Origin of the sequence: Streptomyces piniterrae (genome assembly GCF_005048155.1) — a bacterium.
Taxonomy (GTDB): domain Bacteria; phylum Actinomycetota; class Actinomycetes; order Streptomycetales; family Streptomycetaceae; genus Streptomyces; species Streptomyces piniterrae.
In genome coordinates this window covers 63983-82420 of record NZ_SUMB01000004.1, presented here as the reverse complement: position 1 = coordinate 82420, position 18438 = coordinate 63983, and the positions used below count along the sequence as shown (strand labels likewise).

Sequence of the window (18438 nt, the reverse complement as noted above, 5' to 3'; positions counted from 1 at the left end):
AGGGCAAACCGGCTACAAGGGTGAAAAGGGGTATTTTGCTCACCGCGCCTGGCGCGCACCCGGAGCAGTTCCCGCATGGCCGGGTCCCCGGGCGGCGGCGGTGGGTAGAGCGGGTGCCCGGCGCATCCCACGGCCTGCCCCGCTTGACCTTGACACAGTGACAAGGTCTTCACTGTGGCCAAGGAGGTGGTCCCGATGACCATGCCGAAAGAGGACACGAACACGATGCGAGCTCTCCAGGCGCTGGAGAACAGCAACTCGTCTGTACGGCTGCGGGCAGCGCTGGCGGTCGGTACGACCCCCGACCCGCGGTTCATCGACAAACTCATCGAACGATGCGCGATCGAGCCCGAATTCTACGGGCGGGAAATGCTCACGTGGGCACTCACCCGCCACTCATCATCAATGACGGTCCCCAAGCTCATCGACGAACTCCGCTCGGAACGTGCGCAGGCACGAAGCCAGGCGTTGCACACACTGTCGAAGATCGGGGATCGGCGGGCGTGGCCGGCGATCACACGGGCGCTCCTGACCGACGCCGACGACGAGGTGGCGCGGAGCGCATGGCGAGCGGCGGTCGTACTCGTACCTGAGGATGACGAAGCCGAGTTGGCCCGAGTGCTGGCGACGCAGCTCGGGCGCGGCGAGCGTGAGACACAGTTGAGCCTCAGCCGTGCGCTGATCGCGCTCGGTGAGGTGATTTTGCCGATCCTGCGCCCGGCGATGACGGATCCCCACCCTCGCCCGCGCACGCACGCGATCGCCACGGAACGACTGTTGCGCAACCCGGATGCCGGATTCGAGTTTGCGATCGAGGAAGCGAAGCGCATCGTGGCCCTCGGCACGACCAGCCAGGAGGAGTAACAGGCAGTGTTGATCGGTGATGTGGCACGACGGTCCGGGGTCAGCGCCCGCATGCTCAGGCACTATGACTCGCTCGGCCTGGTGCGGCCAACGGGTCGTACCGAGGCCGGCTATCGGGAGTACTCCAGCGACGACATCCGGCGCATCTTCCATATCGAGAGCCTGCGGTCATTGGGGCTGTCGCTGCGTGACGTCGGGTGCGCGCTGGATGATCCCGGCTTCAAGCCCTCGGAGCTCGTCGACGACCTCATCCGTCAGACGCGAGAACGCATTGCGGCTGAGACGGTGCTGCTCACACGACTCAGTCGGATCGGTGCCGCGGAACCGGCCGACTGGGAGGACGTCCTCCAGATCACCGCACTCCTCCAGGCCTTGGGGTCGGAGAGCGCCGGGAAGCGCCAGCGCGCGGCCCTGTCCTCAGTCGAAGAGGTTCCGGTGCCGGTGGAAGCGTTGGTCGAGGCAGCGTTGAGAGAGACGGACCCGAACGTCGCCGGAGCCCTTCGATGGGCCCTGGCGCAATCGGGCGTTGCCGGACTGGCACTGCTGGCGGAGGGCCTCGTCTCACCAGAAGCCGAGGTACGGAAACGTGCCGTCCGGTCCATCGCCGAGATTCCGGACGGCGAGGCGACCGCACTGCTGCGGGAGGCCCTCACGAACTCCGACATCGTGGTCCGCAGGTACGCAGCTCTGGAGCTCGGTTCACGTGGCGTGGCCGACGCGGTCCCCACGCTCATCGACATGATCGTCGAGGAGACGAACGACGCCGACGCAGCGGATGCACTGAGTGCGTTGGCGCGTGATCCCGCGTTGGCGGATCAGATCGCTACCAGGCTCGTCGACTGCCTCGGCCACGGCACCGCCCACGGCACCACTGAAGCGTCTGCACGTCGAAGGCTGACACAGGCGCTCGCGGATATCCCGGGGACCACGGCGTCACATGCCCTCGCAGATCTGTCACATGACGAGGACCGTGCCGTTGCACTCACTGCGACATACGTTCTCCAGCTACGCAACGCACGATAGCGGCCACTTGGCCGGGCGCTTCCTGGCCCGGTGGCGGTGGTCGCCGCAGCGCGGGAGATCGTGCAGTGTGAACCGCTGGGTGTGCACTACCAGCTCGGTGACGTGGGACAGTTGCGGCCCGTCGACCGGCGCTTCGACATCGCGGTGGGAGTGCAGTGCCTCAACTACGCCGTCGATATCCTGCCTGCGTGATCAACTCGTATGCGAGCCTTGATGATGCCGATGTCGCGATAGCTGCGGCGTGTGCCGGCGCGGACGTCGTGCGCACCATGTACGGCCGGCGGCTCACCCGCATCGACAAGGGTGCCGGGGACTTCGCCACCGCCGCCGATGTGGAGGCCGAGAAGGCGATCCTCAGCGTCATTCAAGTGGCCCGACCCGATGACGCTGTGCTGGGTGAAGAGGCCGGGCAGCAGGGTGCCGCTGACGCAGCGCGCCAGTGGTTGGTGGATCCCTTGTGCGGCACGCTGAACTACGCCGTCGGCAACATGCTGGTGGCCGTCAATGTTGCTTTGCGCGGCGGTGCGGCGGCGGTGGCCGATCCGTTCAGCGGCGAGGCCTTCTTCACCGACGGTGAGACGGCCTGGGTGCGGCACGACGGTGCCGATGCCCAGCTGCTCCCCACGCCCGCCACCCAACTCGTGGATGTCAATCTGGACCTGCCGTTCCCCAACGCACCCGGCTTCCGTGCTGTGGACTTGCTGGCCCACCCCGACTTCGTCGAACGGTTCCGACCCCGGGTCGTGTCCACGACTTTGGCGCTGGCCTGGGTGGCCGCCGGCAAGCGCGCCGCCTACGTCACGGACGGCGGCGACCTGTCTGCGAGCGTGCATTTCGCCGCCGGCATCGCCTTGTGCCGGGCAGCCGGCTGCGTGGTCACCGGAATCGACGGAGCCCCGATCGGACAGGCAGGCCGTGGACTTGTCGTGGCCGCCGACGGCGAAACCCACCAGCTGCTGATGTCGATGATTCGCAGCCCGAACCAGCAGCACGGCACCTGAAAGTCGCCCCCCGCGCCGGCCTTACCGCCGGCGCCCCACAACAACTCTTCTCCTGTTGTGATAGCCAACCCGATCAAGTAAAGTCACCCAACGTGAACACCGGACCGGCGATACGCCACACACAGATTGGCCACCCGGTGGACGGCTGATCGCACGGCGGGTGCAAAGAACGCACCCCCTCAGTTCGGCACGCGGACCTCCCGGCACTCGCGCACCGCGAGTCCGTTTTCCGTGTCGAACAACAATGAGGTCAACCGAATGACAGCCACGTTCAACCACACCATCATCGCCTCCAAGGACCGCAACGAGTCGGCCCAGTTCTTCCGAGAGCTGTTGGAACTCTCAGAAGCGCCGTCCTGGGGCCCGTTCACCAACATCCAACTCGCCGACGGCGTGCTGCTGCAGTTCGCCGAGCCGCCGGTGGAGATACAGATGCAGCACTACGCGTTCCTGCTCGACGACGAGCTGTTCGACCGCGCGTATCGGCGGCTGTGTGACCGCGACATCGAGCACTGGGCCGATCCGCAGATGAGCCGCCCCGGCGAGATCAACAACGGGCACGGCGGTCGAGGCGTGTACTTCAAAGACCCCGCCGGTCATGCGATTGAGCTGATCACCCGCCCGTATCTGTAACCGAGGGAGGACCTGGCCGGGTGCCTGAAACACGGCACCCGGCCAGGCGGTCCGTTCGTACCCCGGCCGGCCAACCGCACCGGCGACCAGTCATCGACTTCGATCAGTCATGACTTCGACCAGCCATCGACTGCGACAGCCCCTGCCTAGGCCTTACGGGCGAGCAGTTGAACCTCCTGGAACTGCCGCCGGTCGGTGGGCTGAGGCTCGCGAACCATCCGGGCCACCTCGGCCAACCCGGACTTGCGCAGCATCGCCGCAAGGTGATCAGGCCACCACCGATAGGCCGGCGCGACTGTGTGATCGAAGACCTGCGTCGGGTGAGACGGATCATCGCTTGCCGAAAAGCCGACCAGAAGGTGGCCGCCAGGCGCCAGCACGCGATGGAACTCCGCCAGGATGACGGGGAGTTCTTGCGGCGGAGTGTGGATGATGGACCAACGGGAGAGTACGCCGCCCAGCACGCCGTCATCGATGTTCAACGCGGCCATCGAGCCCACGTCGAACCGCAGGCCCGGATAGGCCTGTCGAGCCAACTCGATCATCGCGGGAGAGGCATCAACGCCGAACGCCGCCAGCCCCAACTCGTCCAGATGAGCGGTGATGTGGCCAGGCCCGCAGCCCAGGTCCGCGACCTGACCGTTCCCACTCGCACTTACGAACCCGGCGAAGGCACCCAAGATGCCGCGGTCCAGGGGACTGTCACGCAGCGTGTCGCGGAACAGCTGCGCATAGGTGAGGGCAGCGGCGTCATAGCCCTCGCGGGTGGTACTGAGGGCATCGTGTTCGACCATGCCCGCGACAGTAGTTCCTGGCCCCGAGGCGAGCCGAGAGAACCACGATCTTCGCGTGAGCTACGGGCTGCGGAGCCGTGGCCTTCGGGCTCGGCTTCCGGGCCGGAGCGTCAGTTGTTGGCCAGGGTGCGGTCGAGGAGGGGGAGCAGGCGGTCCCAGTGGAGCTGCAGTGCAGCGGGGTTGAAGGCGTCGGTGTCCGACATGGTGAAGCCGTGGACGGTGCCGGGGTAGATCTCGGAGGTGTAGTCGACACCCGCGGCGTCCATGGCCTGGTTGAGCTCGCCGAGGGCCTCGGGCGTCAGGTCGGTTTCGGCGTGGCCGAGGTGGACCTGGGCGGTGAGCTTGGCGAGGAGGCGGTCCCTGTCGGCCGCGTCTGCACCGACAGGACCGTGGAATCCGGCGACGGCGGCCACCTGGCCGGGGTGGGCAGCGGCGGTGCGCATCGCGAGGAGGCCGCCTATGCAGTAGCCGGTCACCGCGACCGGCCCGGCGTCGACCTCGGGCTGGGTGGTGAGGAACCTGAGGTAGGCGTCGGCGTCGCTCAGGATGCGTTCGGTGGTGTGCGCCTCGACCAAGGGCATCACCTGGGCGATGACCGACGGCCGGTCCTCTTCCCCGATGTGCTCGGGAAGTTCGATCACCGGGGCCGGGCCGTGCCGGTAGAAGAAGTTGGGGACGAGTACGTAGTACCCGTGCCCGGCCAGTTCGCGGGCCATCTCCCGCAGCACGGGCCGGATGCCGAAGGCGTCCGCGTACATCAGCACCCCTGGGTGCCGATCGCCGTGGTCGGGGAAGGCGGCGAAGGCGTCGGCCTGGCCGTCCGTGGTGGGAATCTGCAGCGTCTTCGTGGGGATAGCGAATCTTCCTTCCTTGGAGTTCACCGAGTTAACGTTAACGGCACAAACGTTTATGGCACTAACGTTTTCGGCGGGAGCGACGGTACATCGTTAGTCGGACTAACGCAATGAGTAGGATGGGCGCCATGACCAGAGCCGAAGCCGCGGACCTGCCCGACGACGGCGCGCCCAAGACGCCCGACAGGCTGCGCCGACGGGCGAGCCGACTGTTGTCGCAGCTGACCGCACGGTCGGACCGGCTGATCAACGAGGGGTTGGCTCAGGTCGACGCCCGCAAATGGCACTACGCCGTGCTCGCCTCACTGCAGGATTTCGGGCCGGGCAGTCAGGCGACGCTGAGCGGGCGCACCGGTATCTACCGCAGCGACATGGTCGGAGTGCTCAACGAACTGGCCGAGCGTGACCTCGTCGAGCGGGCGCCGGATCCCGACGACCGGCGCCGCAACGTCATCACGATCTCCGCCCGAGGCCGCCGTCACCTACGTCGCCTCGACAAGGTCCTGGACGACCTCCACGACGAACTGCTCGCGCCGCTGAGCCCGGCCGAACGCGGCCAGTTCGTGCAGTTGCTCACCCGCTTGCTGGACCACCACACCCGGACCCCTGACCCGGCGTAGTGGCCGCTCAGTACCAGATCGCGACCGGGCGCCCGCCCGCATCGTGCTCGGGCGGATCCGGGAGGGAGTGCGCCCGGCCGCGGGCGATCCGGTGGGCCGTCCACGCGGCAGCGGCCGCGTCCAGCACGTCGTCCGGCGGGGTGCGCCCCGCGTCCCCCAGGTCGTCAGGGAGGACGATGCCGGCCGCGGCGAGCAGCGAGCGCCGTGCCATCTGCCCCGCCCAACTTTTCTTGCGGGACAGCAGTGCTGTCCCGCCCGCCAGGGCCCGGAACGACACTTCGGGGTGCACTTCGTAGAGCCGGTCGCCCCCAGGCTCCGCCAAGCAGGCGTTCGCCTCACGGAGTTTGGACGCGAGCCCCCAGGTCTGTCGGCTCAGCCCGGCCCCGGTGAGTTCACGGCACCGGATCCGCGCGCCGTCGTACTCCTCCTCCTGCCACACGGCGCGCGGCGGCACCCGGAAGACGCTGCTCCGCAGCGGTCCCAGCAGGGCCGCCGCCTCCGTGTCCGCACGCCGCCACCCGGCGTCGAGGAGCCCCAGCGGCATGTCCACGGCCACCACCGCGACACTGCCGGCAGCGGCTCCGGCCAGCAGGGAGCGCAGGGTCGCAACGACCCGCGCCTCCGCGAAGCGGCCGTCGTGGAGCCGGACCGCCAGCCATCCAGCCGGGCACGCGTCGACGCCGAGGACGGTCACCATGTCAGCCGGCCTCCTCGAACGGGGACGTCAGGGGACAGTCGTACTCACCATAAAGGCGAACGAAATGAGGGAGGGCGACAGGCCGACGGCGCACGAGTCGACGGCCGGCATTCCCGGTGCCCTCGGGGGGGGGGGGGGGGAGGGCTGCGCCGTCGCCTGGCCATGACGGATCGCGGTGGAACACGGCGGCAGCCCTCCTGGCGAGCACCTTGTGTGGTGCCGTGAACGTCAGCCCTTCCTCGTCGGCGGCTTGATCAAGTAGAGCCGGCGGGCCAGATCCAGCGCGGTCAGCAGCACCTGGGCCCCGTTCCAGGCGTATTGACGGCGCTGCTGCCACACCTCGCCATTACCGGTGGGGTCGGCGGCGCGTGCCTGCAGGACTGCCTGGGACCCGTGGTCCCAGTTCCTGATCTCGCTCGCGTGGCCGCCCACGGTCCAGGCCGACCTGCCGCGGATGGCCTGGGCGATCTGCGCGGGAATCACCTGGAATCGCGCCCCCTCCGCCAGGGCCACGGCCAGCGCCTGGACACTGTCCTCCATCGTGTGGGTGCTCGTGTTCGGGTCGTGATGGTAGATCTCGAGCACCGCATCCCGCAGGCGGCTCCGGCTGACAGTGATCGCCTCGAGGCCCCGGTATTGGATGCCCCAGCCGAAGTGCTCCCTGCGGACGCGCGGGAACAGGTTTTCCGGGACCATGTCCCGCGTGCGGCCGTTCACCCGCTCGGTGAACGTGTAGAGGACGCGGCTGGTCGCGTCCCTGTTCTCCACGTAGAACCCGAGCAGATAGTTGTCGGACCGGCGGAAGACTCCTCGGACCATGCGGCCCCCGATGAACTCGTCCTCGGCGAACCGTCCGATGTTGATCGACTGCATGACCTCGGGGTCGGGGTTCTGGATCAGGTGACCGGCCCCGGGCCGTCGGACGCTCTGCTCCCCCAGCATGGCATTGCGGACGTTCGCGACCGTGCGGGTGTAGAGGTCGGCGAATTCCTCGTCCTCCGTCCCCTCCCTCGGCTGCGCCTGCTCCTGTGACGTGGCCTGGATGCTCTGACCCTGCCCGGGCGAGGCCGATGCACCGTAGGTGACCGCTGCCCCACCCACCCCCAGCGTGCCCGCAAGGACCGAGACCACCACGGCCGCGCTGACTAATCGCCGCCGTACCGGCCCGCGTGTGAACCGTTCGGCCCGGTCAACCCTTCGCGTCATCTCTTCTGTGTCTCCCATGTCAGGCCCAGAACTCGAACTCGGCCTGGAGCGTGCCCTTGGTGACCCGGCCTCCGTCGCTGTAGTAGAGGGCCCTGTACTCCGCGCCCTTCGTCAGCTTCGCGTCGATCAGGGTCGAGCCGTACGCGCCGCAGTTGGCGTTGCCGCAGGCCCAGTCCCACGTGACGCGCTTGCCGTTGCTGTCCAGGATCTCGATCCAGTCCCAGGTGTTGTACGGATCCCGCCCCGAGGGCGCCACCCACGTGACACTGACCCCGTTGATGTGGGACTGGTACCAGTAGCCCCTGAACTGCGCCGGCGACACCTCGCTGATCAGGTAGTCGGTGTTGATCTTGCCGGGCTCCGTCCCGGGATCCCCGGGGCCCCCGTCCCGGTGTGTTGGCGGCTGCCAGTGCTCACGCGCCGAGTCGGCTGCCGGAGCCGCCTGCGCAGCGGCCTTCGTCGGTTCCCCGGAACCCTGCGGCGCCGCGGAAGCGGGCCCCAGCGCCACCACGGACACGCTTACGAGCACCCCGGCCATGACCGCGGTCCGCCGCCGGGGCGTGTTCACCCCGGCGTATAAGGAAGAGACCTTGCCTTTGCCTCGCGTGCGGAACAGCATGCGTACTTCACCTCGCGGTTTATCGGCGATCGATGCGCCGGAAACGTTAAGGAGCCTCGATCAACGTCCCCTTGACGATCGGCCAACGCGGGCGTTGACGGATGCGAGGCAAGAGGCCGAGGAGCCTTTGGCGCGATTCCGCGGCTGTCCGGCGGGTCACGACCGAAAGCCGGAGACGAACAGCGGCGACGGAAACGGTGCCGTGGAAGATACATCAGCGGCACCTCGGCAGTCCGATGTGTCTCCTCCTCAACCGGCAGCTCGTCCATGCGCAGCACCTTGACGCAGTCGGGCGTGATCAGCCGAGCGCGGCGGGGGAGTGGGCGTTGCGCAGCAGCAGCCTTGGCTTGCCGGCGCCGTCGGCGGGTACGGTCCAGAGGTCTTTGGTGCCGTCGCTGTGTTGCTGGGCGTAGGCGAGGGTGGAGTTGTCCAGCCAGGCTGCTTGGTCGTCCACACTGTGGGTTTCGGCCGTGCGGGTGACCCGGTTGGTGGCGAGGTCGAGCACGGAGAGCCGCCAGCCCCGGGTCGAGTCGCCGTTGATGGGTGCTTTGAACGCGATCCGGGTCCCGTTGGGCGAGAGCGAGGGGCATTCAACGTGGTCGCGCAGGGTGCGGACGGTTCGCGCGGCGAAGTCGCCCTGGACCAGGTAGCGGTGGCCCTTGGTGTACATGGTCGCGTAGAAGGTGTTGTCGTCGTCGGTGAAAGTCACACCCCAGTAGTTGATGTCGATCGACTGATACGGCTTGCCGTCTTTGGTGACGGCGAAGGTTTCGAGTGTCTTGAACAGGGTTCCCGTCTTGGTGTCGTAGATCCCGGTGCGGGTGGCGAAGTCGAGGGTGGCGTAGCTGTCGCCGCCGACGAACGCCGTCCAGGACACCATGCGGCCGCTGTTCGAGACGCGGACCCGGTTGGGAATGCCGCTGGCCGGGATGGCTTTGCGTTCCCTCAGGTCCGCGTCGAGAATGCGCATCGTCACGGTGCCGAGCGTCCCGTCGGCGTAGAGGCAGGCGACGGTTCTCGATGCGGCGTAGATGCGGTCACACTTGGTCTTCGACACTGCGCGGGTGCCGCCCGGGTCGCCCTTGTCTGTCGTGGTCACTTGCCCGGTGCTCATCAGGGTGAGCAGACGCGGGCCCGGCGCCAGCGACACGGCCTGTGCCGTGGCGGGGGCCTCTGCCCCTTCCGGTGACCCCTTGAAGTGGACGTAGCCGATCGCGAGACCGGCGAGCGCGACGGTGGCGACCACCGTGGTGGTGATGCGAGCGGCTCGCCCGAACCGGGGCGGCGCGGGCGGCGGGCTCTGCTGCGGCGTCTCGGCGTCGATCGTGGTCTGCTCGCTCATACGGTCACCTCGGTGTCGGTAGTCGTGTGGACCGTTGTGCTGACAGCCGCGACCGTCGCCGCAGCCCTGGCCGCTCGGTGTCTGAACATGCGAAAGCCCTCCGCTTTTTGACGTCGTGGGGGCTTCACGGAAGGTAGGGATGCCGGCGGACGGCCCGGTGATGAGATGTGGGTCACAGGATGGCCGGTGGTTGAACGATCGACGGTGGTCCATCTCCTCCCTCGCTACCTCATGAGCGGCGAGGTGAGGTGAGCAGCCACCAGGAGGCCATCTGCCCCGGGGGCCGGTCGCCGCGCGGACCGCCAAGAATTCAACCAGCCGTCGAGACCGGGAAATACGCACGATGTGCGCTCCCCTCCTCGGGGCGCTCTGCTCCTCGGCATGACAATCTGGGCTCCGCCACCAGACCTGCGAGGCACCTCCCGCCGAATGCTCAGCGTGCTCCGGGTCGCGCTGGGGGCCATAGTTCTCGCCGGAATCCTGATGTCGCTGACGAGCTCGGTGGCCTCGGCACATGTCCCGACGACGGACGGTACGTCCACGATCCGCCAGGACGGGTCACTGGTGCGCTACAAGCTGGAACTGGACTACGACACCCTCACCAAGGCCGCCGACCTCGGCAAGCTCCCGCGTGGAGCCAAGGACGCCAAGCGCGAGGCATTTCTCGAGTCTCACCGCGCACAGCTTGCGTCGTACCTCGCGGCCCGCCTGACCGTCGCCCACGACGGCGAATCCTGTGCCGCCGAACTCGAAGACACGGGCATCACGAAGCGGCAGCAGTTCCTCTATGCCGGCCTGCATCTCACCTATCGTTGTCCGGGCTCGGCGAGCGGCGGGTTCACCGTGCGCTACGGGGTGTTTTCCGAGGCGGACGCCATCGGCGCGGAGCACACCAACATGGTCGACTACGAACTCGGCGGCTCCGGCGGGAGCGATGTCTTCGACTCCGGCCATCGTGAACTGCGGGTCGGCCGGAGCGACGCCGAGCCGCGCGAATCGCAAGCCGGCCAGAGTGACGCCGGGCCACGCGAATCACAAGCCGGTGAGACGGGCTTCTTGCCGTCGATGGGCCGGTTCGTGTTCATGGGGCTGGACCACATCCTGCTCGGCGTCGACCACGTGCTCTTCCTGGTGCTCCTCCTGCTCGGCGCGCAGGGATGGCGCAGCGTTGTCCGGCTCGCGACCAGCTTCACCGTGGCGCACAGTGTGACGCTCGCCCTGGCCGCGCTGGGGTGGGTCGAGGTTCCGTCCGAGATCGTCGAACCGCTGATCGCACTGTCCATCGTGTATGTCGCGGTGGAGAACATCGCGCGCGGCGAGTCGCGGCACCGCACCCTCATCGTGTTCGGCTTCGGCCTGCTGCACGGGCTGGGCTTCGCCGGGGCGCTGAGCTTCACCGACGACTCCGGCGGCCGGTTGCTCGTCACACTGTTGAGCTTCAACCTCGGCATCGAGCTGGGACAGCTCGCGATTGTTCTGCTGTTGTTCCCGCTGCTCCTGCTGACGCGCCGCCGGTATTCCTGGTCGACCGTCGCCCACGTCTGCGTGGCCGTCGTTGTAGGCGTCATCGGTCTGGTCTGGTTCGTCGAGCGCGTGCTGGCGCCGAGCGGCGCCGCGTAGGCCTCCCGTCGGTCACGAGGGCGTACAGGCGGAGGAGAACTGGAACTCCTAGATGTGGGCCGTACCCGGGACGGTGTGCTCGCTCAAACGGTCGCTCCGGCGCCGTCGCCAGCGATCGGTCCGTTGTCGGATCCGTTGTCGGACCGGACGTTCAGCAGAAGTGCAGTGGCCAGTACGGCGACGGCGACGACGGCAGCGGCGACATGGCTCGCGGACTCTGGGCCCCACAACTCCCAGGCGAGCCCGAACAGTACCGAGGAAGCCAGGTAGGCCAGCGCCTGCCCCGTCTGGATGAGTGCGATGCCGGTGGTCCGCAGCCCCGCGGGCAGTACGGGACCGGCGAGGGCCATCAGCACACCGTCGGTGGCGGCGTAGAAAACGCCGTACAGGCCCAGTACGAGGATCAGCAGCGGCCAGCCGTGCAACGGGCCGAACAGCAGCAGGTACACCCCGGTCAGTGCGGCGTAGCCGCCGAGGACGACCGGCAGCCGGCCGACCCGGTCGGCCAGCGCCCCGATCGGGGCGGCCAGCAGGAGGTAGACGAGGCTGGTGCCCACCGCAAGCAGCGGGAACCAGCCGAGGGCCAGGTCCTCGCGTCGTTGCAGCAGCAGGTACACGAAGCCGTCACCGATGACGGAGAAGCCGAGCAGGCAGGCGGCCGCGGTGAGTCTGCGCACCGGAGCCATCCGCAGCAACTCCACTACGGCACGCGGGGAGACGGCCGTGGTTCCGGTCGCGCCAGGGGCGGCGTCGTGCCGGTCGCGTACGAAGAGCACGAGCAGCAGCACGCCGAGCACCGCGATGCAGAAGCTGGTGAACAGGACCGCGTCGAAGGAGCCCGCCCCCGCGGCGGCGAGCACGGCCAGTGCGACCAGCGGGCCGAGGAATGCCCCGAAGCTGTCCATGGCTCGATGTACCCCGAAGGCACGGCCGAGCGACTCGGGTGGGGTGGACAGGGTGATCAGCGCGTCGCGGGGTGCTGTCCGCAGCCCCTTGCCCGTCCGGTCGAAGGCGATGACCAGCCCGATCGCACCGGCCGAGCGTCCGGCGGCGAGCAGTCCGAGTTTCGCCGCCGCCGACATCGCGTAACCGATGCCGGCCACCGTCTTGCGGCGACGGGTCCGGTCGGCCACATATCCGCCGACCAGCCGCAGTACGGCGGTGGCACCCGTATAGATCCCGTCGAGCGCGCCGTAGCTCAAGGGGCTCATGGACAGCCCGAAGACCAGGTAGGCCGGCAGGACGGCCGCGACCATCTCGGCGGAGACATCCGTCACCAGGCTGACCGCGCCCAGCGCGAACACGTTCGCGCCGACCACACGCAGCCTGCGTCTGCCCGAGCGTTCGGCGGGATCAGGGGAGTCGGTGCGTCCGGCGGCCGGTCGGCCGATCGAGGACAGATACATGGGTGGGCGAACCTCCGGGGTGTGTACCGGGGCGTGTGACGGCCACTGGCAGCGGGATGCGCGGGATGTGTGGGATGCGCCGAGGAAGGGTGCCCTCCCGGCCGGCCGGGAGGGCACCCACAGGAACTGCTGGTCAGTGGCAGGAGTTGGTACCGCTGTCGGAGTACGTCTTGCCGGACTGCGGTACGAACTGCCAGTCATAGCTGCCGGCGTGCAGGGTCAGCTTCAGCACACCCCACGTGTCACTGTTGCGGGCCTGGCTGTTGGGCTGGATGGTGCCGAAGCCGCCCAGACCGGTGCCGCCCATGCCGGCCACGAACTGCCGGATGCCGTTCGTGGTGTCCAGGTTGCCGTTGGCGTCCATCAGGTTGAACCGCTCGTAGTTGTGGTTGTGACCGGTGACGACCACATCGGCATGGTTGTCGTACAGCGCCTGGTAGAGCGGCTTGACGGCGGTGTTGGGGCCGTGGCTGGAGCCGGAGGTGTAGCGCGGGTGGTGCCAGTAGGCCGCGATGCACGGCTGAGTGTTGGCGGCGAGGTCGTTGCGCAGCCACTGCTCCTGGGCGGAGCCGGCGCTGCAGGAGACGATCGAGCAGTTGGAGTTCAGCGCGACGACGTGCCAGGAGCCCAGGTTGTAGGAGTAGTAGCCCTTCGACGCGTCACCGGCGGCGGCACCGAAGTAGTTGAAGTATCCGGAGGCGCCAGAGGTGTGGTACTCGTGGTTGCCGGTCGCCGGCTTGGTGCGGGACTTGTGCCGGCCCCAGGTCGGGCTGTAGCAGTTGGTGTAGTCGGCGGCGGTGCCGTCCGGGTAGGCGGTGTCGCCGATGGCCATGACGGTGCCGGCGATGCCGTCCAGCAGGTTGGCGGTGGCCTCGTCACCCGCGGTGCCACAGTTGGCGATGTCGCCCGCGCCGACCAGCACCTCGTCGGCCAGGACTGCGTTCGCCGCGGTCGTGCTGTTGTCGGGCTTCGGCGCGGCGGCCGACGGCACGACGGCCCCCGAACCCGCGAGCACGGAGACCAGTGCGGTGGTGACGAGCGATGCGCGGACGGCATTCCTCTTCATGGTTCTGGACACGTGCTACCACTCTCCTCGATGAGTGCTGTGGCCGGCGTCACAGTCGGCCGGTCAAGGAACCTAGAGAGGGCGCGCGAACGGAGGCCCGGTGCACCAGGGACCCGTAGATGAACTCGACCCGACGGAATGGTTCCACTCTTGGGGTGAGGCCCCAACTGGGTTGCCTGGAGGGCGACTTGGTGGATCGGGCAATTGCTCGGGGAGATTTTGCCGCGGATCAGGAGAGGTTTTTTCCGCAGATCAACAGCAGCCCCGGGAAGGTTCGCCGGGCCGGTGTCGCATGGCCGGGCCTTGGGAGTCAGCCCCCTGGACTTGGACTCGGATGCCCGCCAAATGTCTGTCGAGGCGGATCAAGCCCACTTCTGTCGGCACTCAGTTGAGGGGCTCGTCGCCTGAGTGCGGTGTGCGAGTGGCCTGGGCGTCACTCAGGGGCTGTCGGGTCGGTCCAGGTCACCGGAGAGCGTCGCGACCATAGCCGCACGGGTGCACACGCCGAGCTTGGCGAAGATCCGCCGCAGGTGGGTCGAGACGGTGTAGAGGCTGATGTCGAGGACCGCGGCGATGGTCTTGTTCGTGTGCCCCATGCCGACCAGTCGGGCGATCTCCATCTCTCGCGGGCTCAGCTCCTGTGCGGGTGTGGGCCGGTGGTCGCTCGCCCGGTTCCTGGTGAGTACGCAGCGGACCTCGCCCACCTCGACGTCCAGCAGTGTCTGCTGCCCGGACCCGTCACTGGCGGAGCCTGCGGGGTCCAGCTCCGCCCCTCTGCGTGCCAGCTCCAGGACGAGATTCCGAACCAGCACGTCGTGCTCCGGTTCGACCTGTTCCGAGGATGGGCACATGCCGGCGTTCCGCCCTGTCATGGCGGCCCGGGGGCCCTTGCCGGCCAGGGGCGATGTGGTCACGATGTCGGGCATACGAGACTCTCCGAGACGACGGCCGCCATCTGTTCCGGCCACTGTGGATCTTTCTAACCGAGCCTCCGACGCGTCGCATCTCCATACCGGGCGGAACCTGAATCGAGTAGCACGAATACGGTACGGAGAAGGTGCGACTTACGCCGACGCCCTCCCTCTTGTGTACTGGCGGTGACATCGCGACTGCAGGGAGGAATTACCGCCATGGCGCGACACCACGACATTCAGGCACTTCCGGAGGGCGAGGAGTTCCTCGACAGGGTTGTCTCCGGCGTCACCGGTCTGCTCGGCGAGGGGGAGGGCGAGGAAGAGTACGAACTCGAGGAGGAGGGCGAGGAGTTCCACGGTGGCTCCCTGCGCGCCGGGGTCGGCCGATTCGGTGAGGGCGAGGAGGAGTACGAACTCGAAGCCGAGGAGGAACTCGAAGGCGAGTACGAAGGCGAGTTCGAAGACGAGCTAGAGGCCATGCTTGAAGGCGAGTACGAGGAGGAGGGGGAGGGCGAGGAGTTCCTCGGCGGCCTGGTGCGCGCGGCAGGCAGCCTGCTCGGCGAGGGGGAAGGCGAGGAGGAGTACGAACTCGAAGCCGAGTACGAGGACGAGGGCGAGGAGTTCTTCAGGAGAGTCGGCCGGATGATTCGCCGGGCGGCTCCCATTCTGCGAACCATCGCCAAGACCGCCGGCCCGCTCGTCGCCACCGCCGTCGGCGGCCCGGCCGCCGGACTCGCCGCCCGTGCCATCGCCTCCCAGCTGGAAGGCGAGCTGGAGGACGAGGGCGAATTTGAGGCGGCCCACCGCGAGGCCGCGAACAAACCGCTCACGGCCGGCCAGGCCGCTGCCGAACTCATGGCGGCGCAGGCCTCCGCCGCGGCATCGGAGGCCGAAGCCGAGGCGCTGGCCGGAGCGGCGGCCGTACGCTCGCTGTCGGCGAGAGACCGTGCGGCGCTGGAGTCGGTTCTCCCCGCTCTGGTGCGCGGCGCCGCCGTGATCACCCGGGTGCTGCACGGCAGCGGCGCCAGGCCCTTCATCCGCATCGTCCCGACTCTGGTGGACGAGACCGGCCGCACCTTGCTGCGGAGGGCGCGGCGCGGCGCCGGCATCACGCCCGCCACCGCGGCGCGGACCATGGCCGTGCACACCGCCCGCGTACTGGGCAGCCCGCGGCGCTGCCGCCATGCGCTGCTCCGCAACCAGCGCGGCATCGGCTCCGTCCAGAGCCGCGGCGCCCTGCGCGGCGCGGCCCACGGCTCGACCCGCGGCGCGTCGTACGGAATGCGTCCCCGCGGCCTTCGTCCGGGCGGGGTGACCCGCGGCGTGCCCGTCCGCACCCGGACCCTCCCTGTCCGGCCCGGAGGGGCCGTGCCCCGGCGGGCCGGCGCCTCCACCATGCGGGTGGTCACCCCGGTGCGGGTGCCCGGCAGTGGTGGCCGGCCCAGCCGGCTGGTCCGCGTGGTGACCGACGTACGGGTGCCGCGCGGCGCCAGGCCGACGACGCGCACCGCCACCATCACCCGCGCGCCCGGGGGCGTACCAGGGCGAATGCGCTGAGTGCCGCCGCGGACTGCCAGTGACTTGAGGAGGCTGAAAAACATGACCCGCTACCCGGAAGTTCAGGGCGAGCTCGAATTCGAGGATGAGTTCGAGAGTGAATTCGAAGAGGAGATGGAGGGCGAGTTCGAAGGCGAGTGGGAGGGGGAGTACGAAGCCGAATGGGAGGGGGAGGGTGAAGGCGAAGCCGAGGGCGAGTTCGAACGGGAATGCGAGTACGAGTTCGAGTTCGAAGCCGAAGCGGAGGCCGAGACCGAGGAGGAGGGCTTCGTCAACCCCGTCCGGCGCATCTACCCCGACGCCGAACTGATGGCTCATCTGGGGCGAGCCGCCAGCCGCGCCGAGAGCGAGGCCGAGGCGGAGGCGTTCATCGGAGCCATGGTGCCGCTCGCGGCCCGGCTCGTGCCCCGCGCCGCCCGACTCGTCGGCCGATACGCGCCTCAACTCATCCGTGGCGCCGCCCGGATGACCCGACAGCTGCGCCGCGATCCGGCGACCCGCCGGCTGGTGGAGACCGTCCCGGTCATCCTCCAGCGCACCGCGCAGAGCCTGGCCGACCAGGTACAGAGCGGCCGACCGCTCAGCGGCGACATGGCTGTGCGCACACTGGCCCGGATGAGCCAACGGGTGCTCGGATCTCCGGCCACTCGGCGCCGCGCCAGACATGCGGTCCGCGTGTTCGACCAGCGCCGCCATGCCCGGTTCCGGGAGGGGACGCCGCGCTGCGGCCCCCTGTCCCCGCACCTGGAGCCGATCCACACCCCCAGGCGTCGACGTGTCCGTGCTTGACGACCGCGGCACACGCACGCGGCGGACCGAGGCGTCCCGCCCCAGGCGGAGCGCGGCGGCGGCCCACGGGACCGCCACGCGGGCGGCACCGAAGCGGTACGCCCTCACGTCGCCCGCGCCCGGACGGCAGCCCCGGCCCGTTCGGCGGCCCCAGCCCATACGCCTGCTCGCCGCCCAGCCCACACTGCGTCCCTGGCTGTCCAGCCAGGCCACCAACGTGGAACGCCACCTGGCCGCGCTGCGACCGTTCACCCGCGCGGAGTTCGGCACCGGCGACCAGGCCCCGAGCGAGGGCCACATCCAGGCGGTGAACGAGCTGCTGTCCACGCTGCGCCGCCCGCTGTCCACGATGACGAGCGCCGTCCGCATAGCCGCCGAGGCCGCCGTCGAGCAGCCCACCCCTCGGCAGTTGACCGAGCTGCTGCGCCTGAAGTCCAAGGCGCACGACTGGGTCCGCGCCACCGAGCGGATCTGGGACTTCTACCTGGAACTGTTCGGCCAACGCCAGTCGCGGTACGCCGAATGGCTGCTCGGCTGCGACCGGATCGCGCTGGACTGCTACCAGTACGCCTACCTGGGACTGGGCACCGCGCGGTCCATCCCGGCGCCACCGCCGTTCAGCTACATGCGCACCGGGTTCTCCCCTGCCACGTTCCGCCGGGGCATCCCGCTGCGCCGGCTGGGCCGCCGGCTCAACCCGTTCCCGCTCATCCAGCTGCCCTACCACCGGCTCGTCAACCCCTGGACGCTCGGCGCGGTCCTGCACGAGATCAGCCACAACCTGCAGAATGACCTGGGACTTCAACACACCGTCCCGCGAGCGATCCAGGCCCGGCTGCGTGCGGCAGGCCTCCCACCCGGCGTGACAGCCACCTGGACCCACTGGAACCGGGAGATCTACGCCGACCTTTCCGGCCTGCTGCTGGGCGGGCCGGAGATCGTCGGGTCGCTGTTCGACGTGGTGGGGCGCTCGCCCGAGCTGTCCCTGGGCTACGTGCCCGGAGGCGTCCACCCCACCCCGTACCTGCGCGGATTCCTCTCCACACATCTGCTGGCACGGATGGGCTTCACCGACCGTGCGGCGCAGTACGAGCGGATGTGGCGCCGGCTCTACCCGAACCCCGCCCGCTCGTCCATCCCGGCCGCACTGCTGCGCACCGCGCCCACCGCTGTCCCGGCCGTCGTGGATGCGGTCTGCTACACCCCGTTCCCGTCACTGGGCAACCGGACTCTCGCGTCGGTGCTGAGGTTCGAGAAGAAGGAGCAGGCGATGGTCGAAGAGGCCGCCGATCGGCTGGCCCGCGGAGTGGACCCCGGCGTGGTACCCGAGCGCTTCCTCATCGGCGCGGTGCGCTTCGCCGCGGACCGCGGCCTGGCGGGCCACGAGCGGCTCATGCGCAACTTTTTCAGCGAACTGGCGAGGCGGTGACCCC

General features: G+C 68.8%; 19 protein-coding genes. 10 read left to right on the top strand and 9 right to left on the bottom strand.

Features of this window, described 5'->3' with window-relative positions; translation table 11 throughout:
- Positions 1-195: 195 nt before the first annotated feature.
- From FCH28_RS13015 to FCH28_RS12995, 5 genes are all read left to right on the top strand, one after another.
- Positions 196-864, top strand: coding sequence for a HEAT repeat domain-containing protein (locus FCH28_RS13015; RefSeq protein ID WP_136740042.1), 669 nt, complete (start codon positions 196-198; stop codon positions 862-864).
- A gap of 6 nt (positions 865-870) precedes the next feature.
- Entirely contained in the window at positions 871-1887 is a 1017-nt protein-coding gene (locus FCH28_RS13010) for a HEAT repeat domain-containing protein (RefSeq protein ID WP_136740041.1), read from the top strand.
- Positions 1888-1917: 30 nt separating this feature from the next.
- Positions 1918-2079 carry a class I SAM-dependent methyltransferase gene (locus tag FCH28_RS13005; protein WP_136740040.1) on the top strand — a complete coding sequence of 54 codons (162 nt, stop codon included), beginning with the start codon at positions 1918-1920 and terminating at the stop codon, positions 2077-2079.
- Positions 2076-2888, top strand: a complete 813-nt coding sequence (locus FCH28_RS13000) for an inositol monophosphatase family protein (RefSeq protein ID WP_136740039.1) — start codon at positions 2076-2078, stop codon at positions 2886-2888. Before FCH28_RS13005 ends, FCH28_RS13000 begins: the two co-directional genes overlap by 4 nt.
- A gap of 258 nt (positions 2889-3146) precedes the next feature.
- Positions 3147-3521: a VOC family protein gene (locus tag FCH28_RS12995; protein ID WP_136740038.1), complete on the top strand. Its 375-nt coding sequence runs from the start codon at positions 3147-3149 to the stop codon at positions 3519-3521.
- Between the two features lie 146 nt (positions 3522-3667).
- Here the strand turns inward: FCH28_RS12995 and FCH28_RS12990 are convergent, their stop codons facing one another.
- Positions 3668-4315, bottom strand: a complete 648-nt coding sequence (locus FCH28_RS12990) for a class I SAM-dependent methyltransferase (protein ID WP_136740037.1) — start codon at positions 4313-4315, stop codon at positions 3668-3670.
- 110 nt (positions 4316-4425) lie between these two features.
- A complete protein-coding gene (locus FCH28_RS12985) occupies positions 4426-5169 on the bottom strand; it encodes a dienelactone hydrolase family protein (RefSeq protein ID WP_136740590.1) in 744 nt (247 codons plus the stop codon).
- A 128-nt stretch (positions 5170-5297) separates the two neighbouring features.
- Here FCH28_RS12985 and FCH28_RS12980 point away from each other — a divergent pair, with 128 nt between their 5' ends.
- Positions 5298-5789, top strand: coding sequence for a MarR family winged helix-turn-helix transcriptional regulator (locus FCH28_RS12980; RefSeq protein ID WP_136740036.1), 492 nt, complete (start codon positions 5298-5300; stop codon positions 5787-5789).
- 7 nt (positions 5790-5796) lie between these two features.
- Here the strand turns inward: FCH28_RS12980 and FCH28_RS12975 are convergent, their stop codons facing one another.
- The 4 genes from FCH28_RS12975 to FCH28_RS12960 all read right to left on the bottom strand — a co-directional run bounded on the left by FCH28_RS12975 (position 5797) and on the right by FCH28_RS12960 (position 9653).
- Positions 5797-6486 carry a DUF429 domain-containing protein gene (locus tag FCH28_RS12975; protein ID WP_136740035.1) on the bottom strand — a complete coding sequence of 230 codons (690 nt, stop codon included), beginning with the start codon at positions 6484-6486 and terminating at the stop codon, positions 5797-5799.
- 228 nt (positions 6487-6714) lie between these two features.
- Entirely contained in the window at positions 6715-7692 is a 978-nt protein-coding gene (locus FCH28_RS12970; RefSeq protein WP_169314138.1) for a ribosome-inactivating family protein, read from the bottom strand.
- Between the two features lie 19 nt (positions 7693-7711).
- The gene (locus FCH28_RS12965; RefSeq protein ID WP_246102745.1) at positions 7712-8260 is read right to left on the bottom strand and encodes a hypothetical protein; all 549 of its coding nucleotides are present in this window, start codon (positions 8258-8260) and stop codon (positions 7712-7714) included.
- Between the two features lie 349 nt (positions 8261-8609).
- Positions 8610-9653 carry a TolB family protein gene (locus FCH28_RS12960; protein WP_246102743.1) on the bottom strand — a complete coding sequence of 348 codons (1044 nt, stop codon included), beginning with the start codon at positions 9651-9653 and terminating at the stop codon, positions 8610-8612.
- A 438-nt stretch (positions 9654-10091) separates the two neighbouring features.
- Between FCH28_RS12960 and FCH28_RS12955 the strand changes: the two genes are divergently transcribed.
- On the top strand, positions 10092-11273 hold the full coding sequence (locus FCH28_RS12955; RefSeq protein WP_169314137.1) for a HupE/UreJ family protein: 1182 nt from the start codon (positions 10092-10094) through the stop codon (positions 11271-11273).
- An 83-nt stretch (positions 11274-11356) separates the two neighbouring features.
- Here FCH28_RS12955 and FCH28_RS12950 read toward each other — a convergent pair whose 3' ends face one another.
- From FCH28_RS12950 to FCH28_RS12940, 3 genes are all read right to left on the bottom strand, one after another.
- The gene (locus FCH28_RS12950) at positions 11357-12679 is read right to left on the bottom strand and encodes an MFS transporter (protein ID WP_136740031.1); all 1323 of its coding nucleotides are present in this window, start codon (positions 12677-12679) and stop codon (positions 11357-11359) included.
- A 133-nt stretch (positions 12680-12812) separates the two neighbouring features.
- On the bottom strand, positions 12813-13757 hold the full coding sequence (locus FCH28_RS12945; protein ID WP_246102739.1) for a metallophosphoesterase family protein: 945 nt from the start codon (positions 13755-13757) through the stop codon (positions 12813-12815).
- Positions 13758-14182: 425 nt separating this feature from the next.
- Positions 14183-14659, bottom strand: a complete 477-nt coding sequence (locus tag FCH28_RS12940; protein WP_246102737.1) for a helix-turn-helix transcriptional regulator — start codon at positions 14657-14659, stop codon at positions 14183-14185.
- Between the two features lie 216 nt (positions 14660-14875).
- On the opposite strand from FCH28_RS12940, the gene FCH28_RS38510 reads away from it, so the two are divergent.
- Genes FCH28_RS38510 through FCH28_RS12925 form a run of 3 tightly spaced genes read left to right on the top strand, consistent with a single transcriptional unit; the run spans position 14876 to position 18434 of the window.
- Entirely contained in the window at positions 14876-16216 is a 1341-nt protein-coding gene (locus tag FCH28_RS38510) for a hypothetical protein (RefSeq protein WP_187363828.1), read from the top strand.
- 42 nt (positions 16217-16258) lie between these two features.
- Complete coding sequence (locus FCH28_RS12930; RefSeq protein ID WP_136740030.1) at positions 16259-17005, top strand: hypothetical protein; 747 nt, start codon at positions 16259-16261, stop codon at positions 17003-17005.
- Positions 16992-18434: a hypothetical protein gene (locus FCH28_RS12925; RefSeq protein ID WP_136740029.1), complete on the top strand. Its 1443-nt coding sequence runs from the start codon at positions 16992-16994 to the stop codon at positions 18432-18434. The genes FCH28_RS12930 and FCH28_RS12925 overlap by 14 nt, the downstream gene beginning before the upstream one ends.
- The last annotated feature ends 4 nt before the right edge of the window (positions 18435-18438 follow it).

What these genes read in the sequence shown, in the direction of transcription:
- FCH28_RS13015 (WP_136740042.1), top strand. Translation starts at nt 196, where the DNA reads ATGACCATGCCGAAAGAGGACACGAACACGATGCGAGCTCTCCAGGCG.
- FCH28_RS12995 (WP_136740038.1), top strand. Translation starts at nt 3,147, where the DNA reads ATGACAGCCACGTTCAACCACACCATCATCGCCTCCAAGGACCGCAAC.
- FCH28_RS12990 (WP_136740037.1), bottom strand. Translation starts at nt 4,315, where the DNA reads ATGGTCGAACACGATGCCCTCAGTACCACCCGCGAGGGCTATGACGCC.
- FCH28_RS12980 (WP_136740036.1), top strand. Translation starts at nt 5,298, where the DNA reads ATGACCAGAGCCGAAGCCGCGGACCTGCCCGACGACGGCGCGCCCAAG.
- FCH28_RS12975 (WP_136740035.1), bottom strand. Translation starts at nt 6,486, where the DNA reads ATGGTGACCGTCCTCGGCGTCGACGCGTGCCCGGCTGGATGGCTGGCG.
- FCH28_RS12970 (WP_169314138.1), bottom strand. Translation starts at nt 7,692, where the DNA reads ATGACGCGAAGGGTTGACCGGGCCGAACGGTTCACACGCGGGCCGGTA.
- FCH28_RS12960 (WP_246102743.1), bottom strand. Translation starts at nt 9,653, where the DNA reads ATGAGCGAGCAGACCACGATCGACGCCGAGACGCCGCAGCAGAGCCCG.
- FCH28_RS12950 (WP_136740031.1), bottom strand. Translation starts at nt 12,679, where the DNA reads ATGTATCTGTCCTCGATCGGCCGACCGGCCGCCGGACGCACCGACTCC.
- FCH28_RS38510 (WP_187363828.1), top strand. Translation starts at nt 14,876, where the DNA reads ATGGCGCGACACCACGACATTCAGGCACTTCCGGAGGGCGAGGAGTTC.
- FCH28_RS12930 (WP_136740030.1), top strand. Translation starts at nt 16,259, where the DNA reads ATGACCCGCTACCCGGAAGTTCAGGGCGAGCTCGAATTCGAGGATGAG.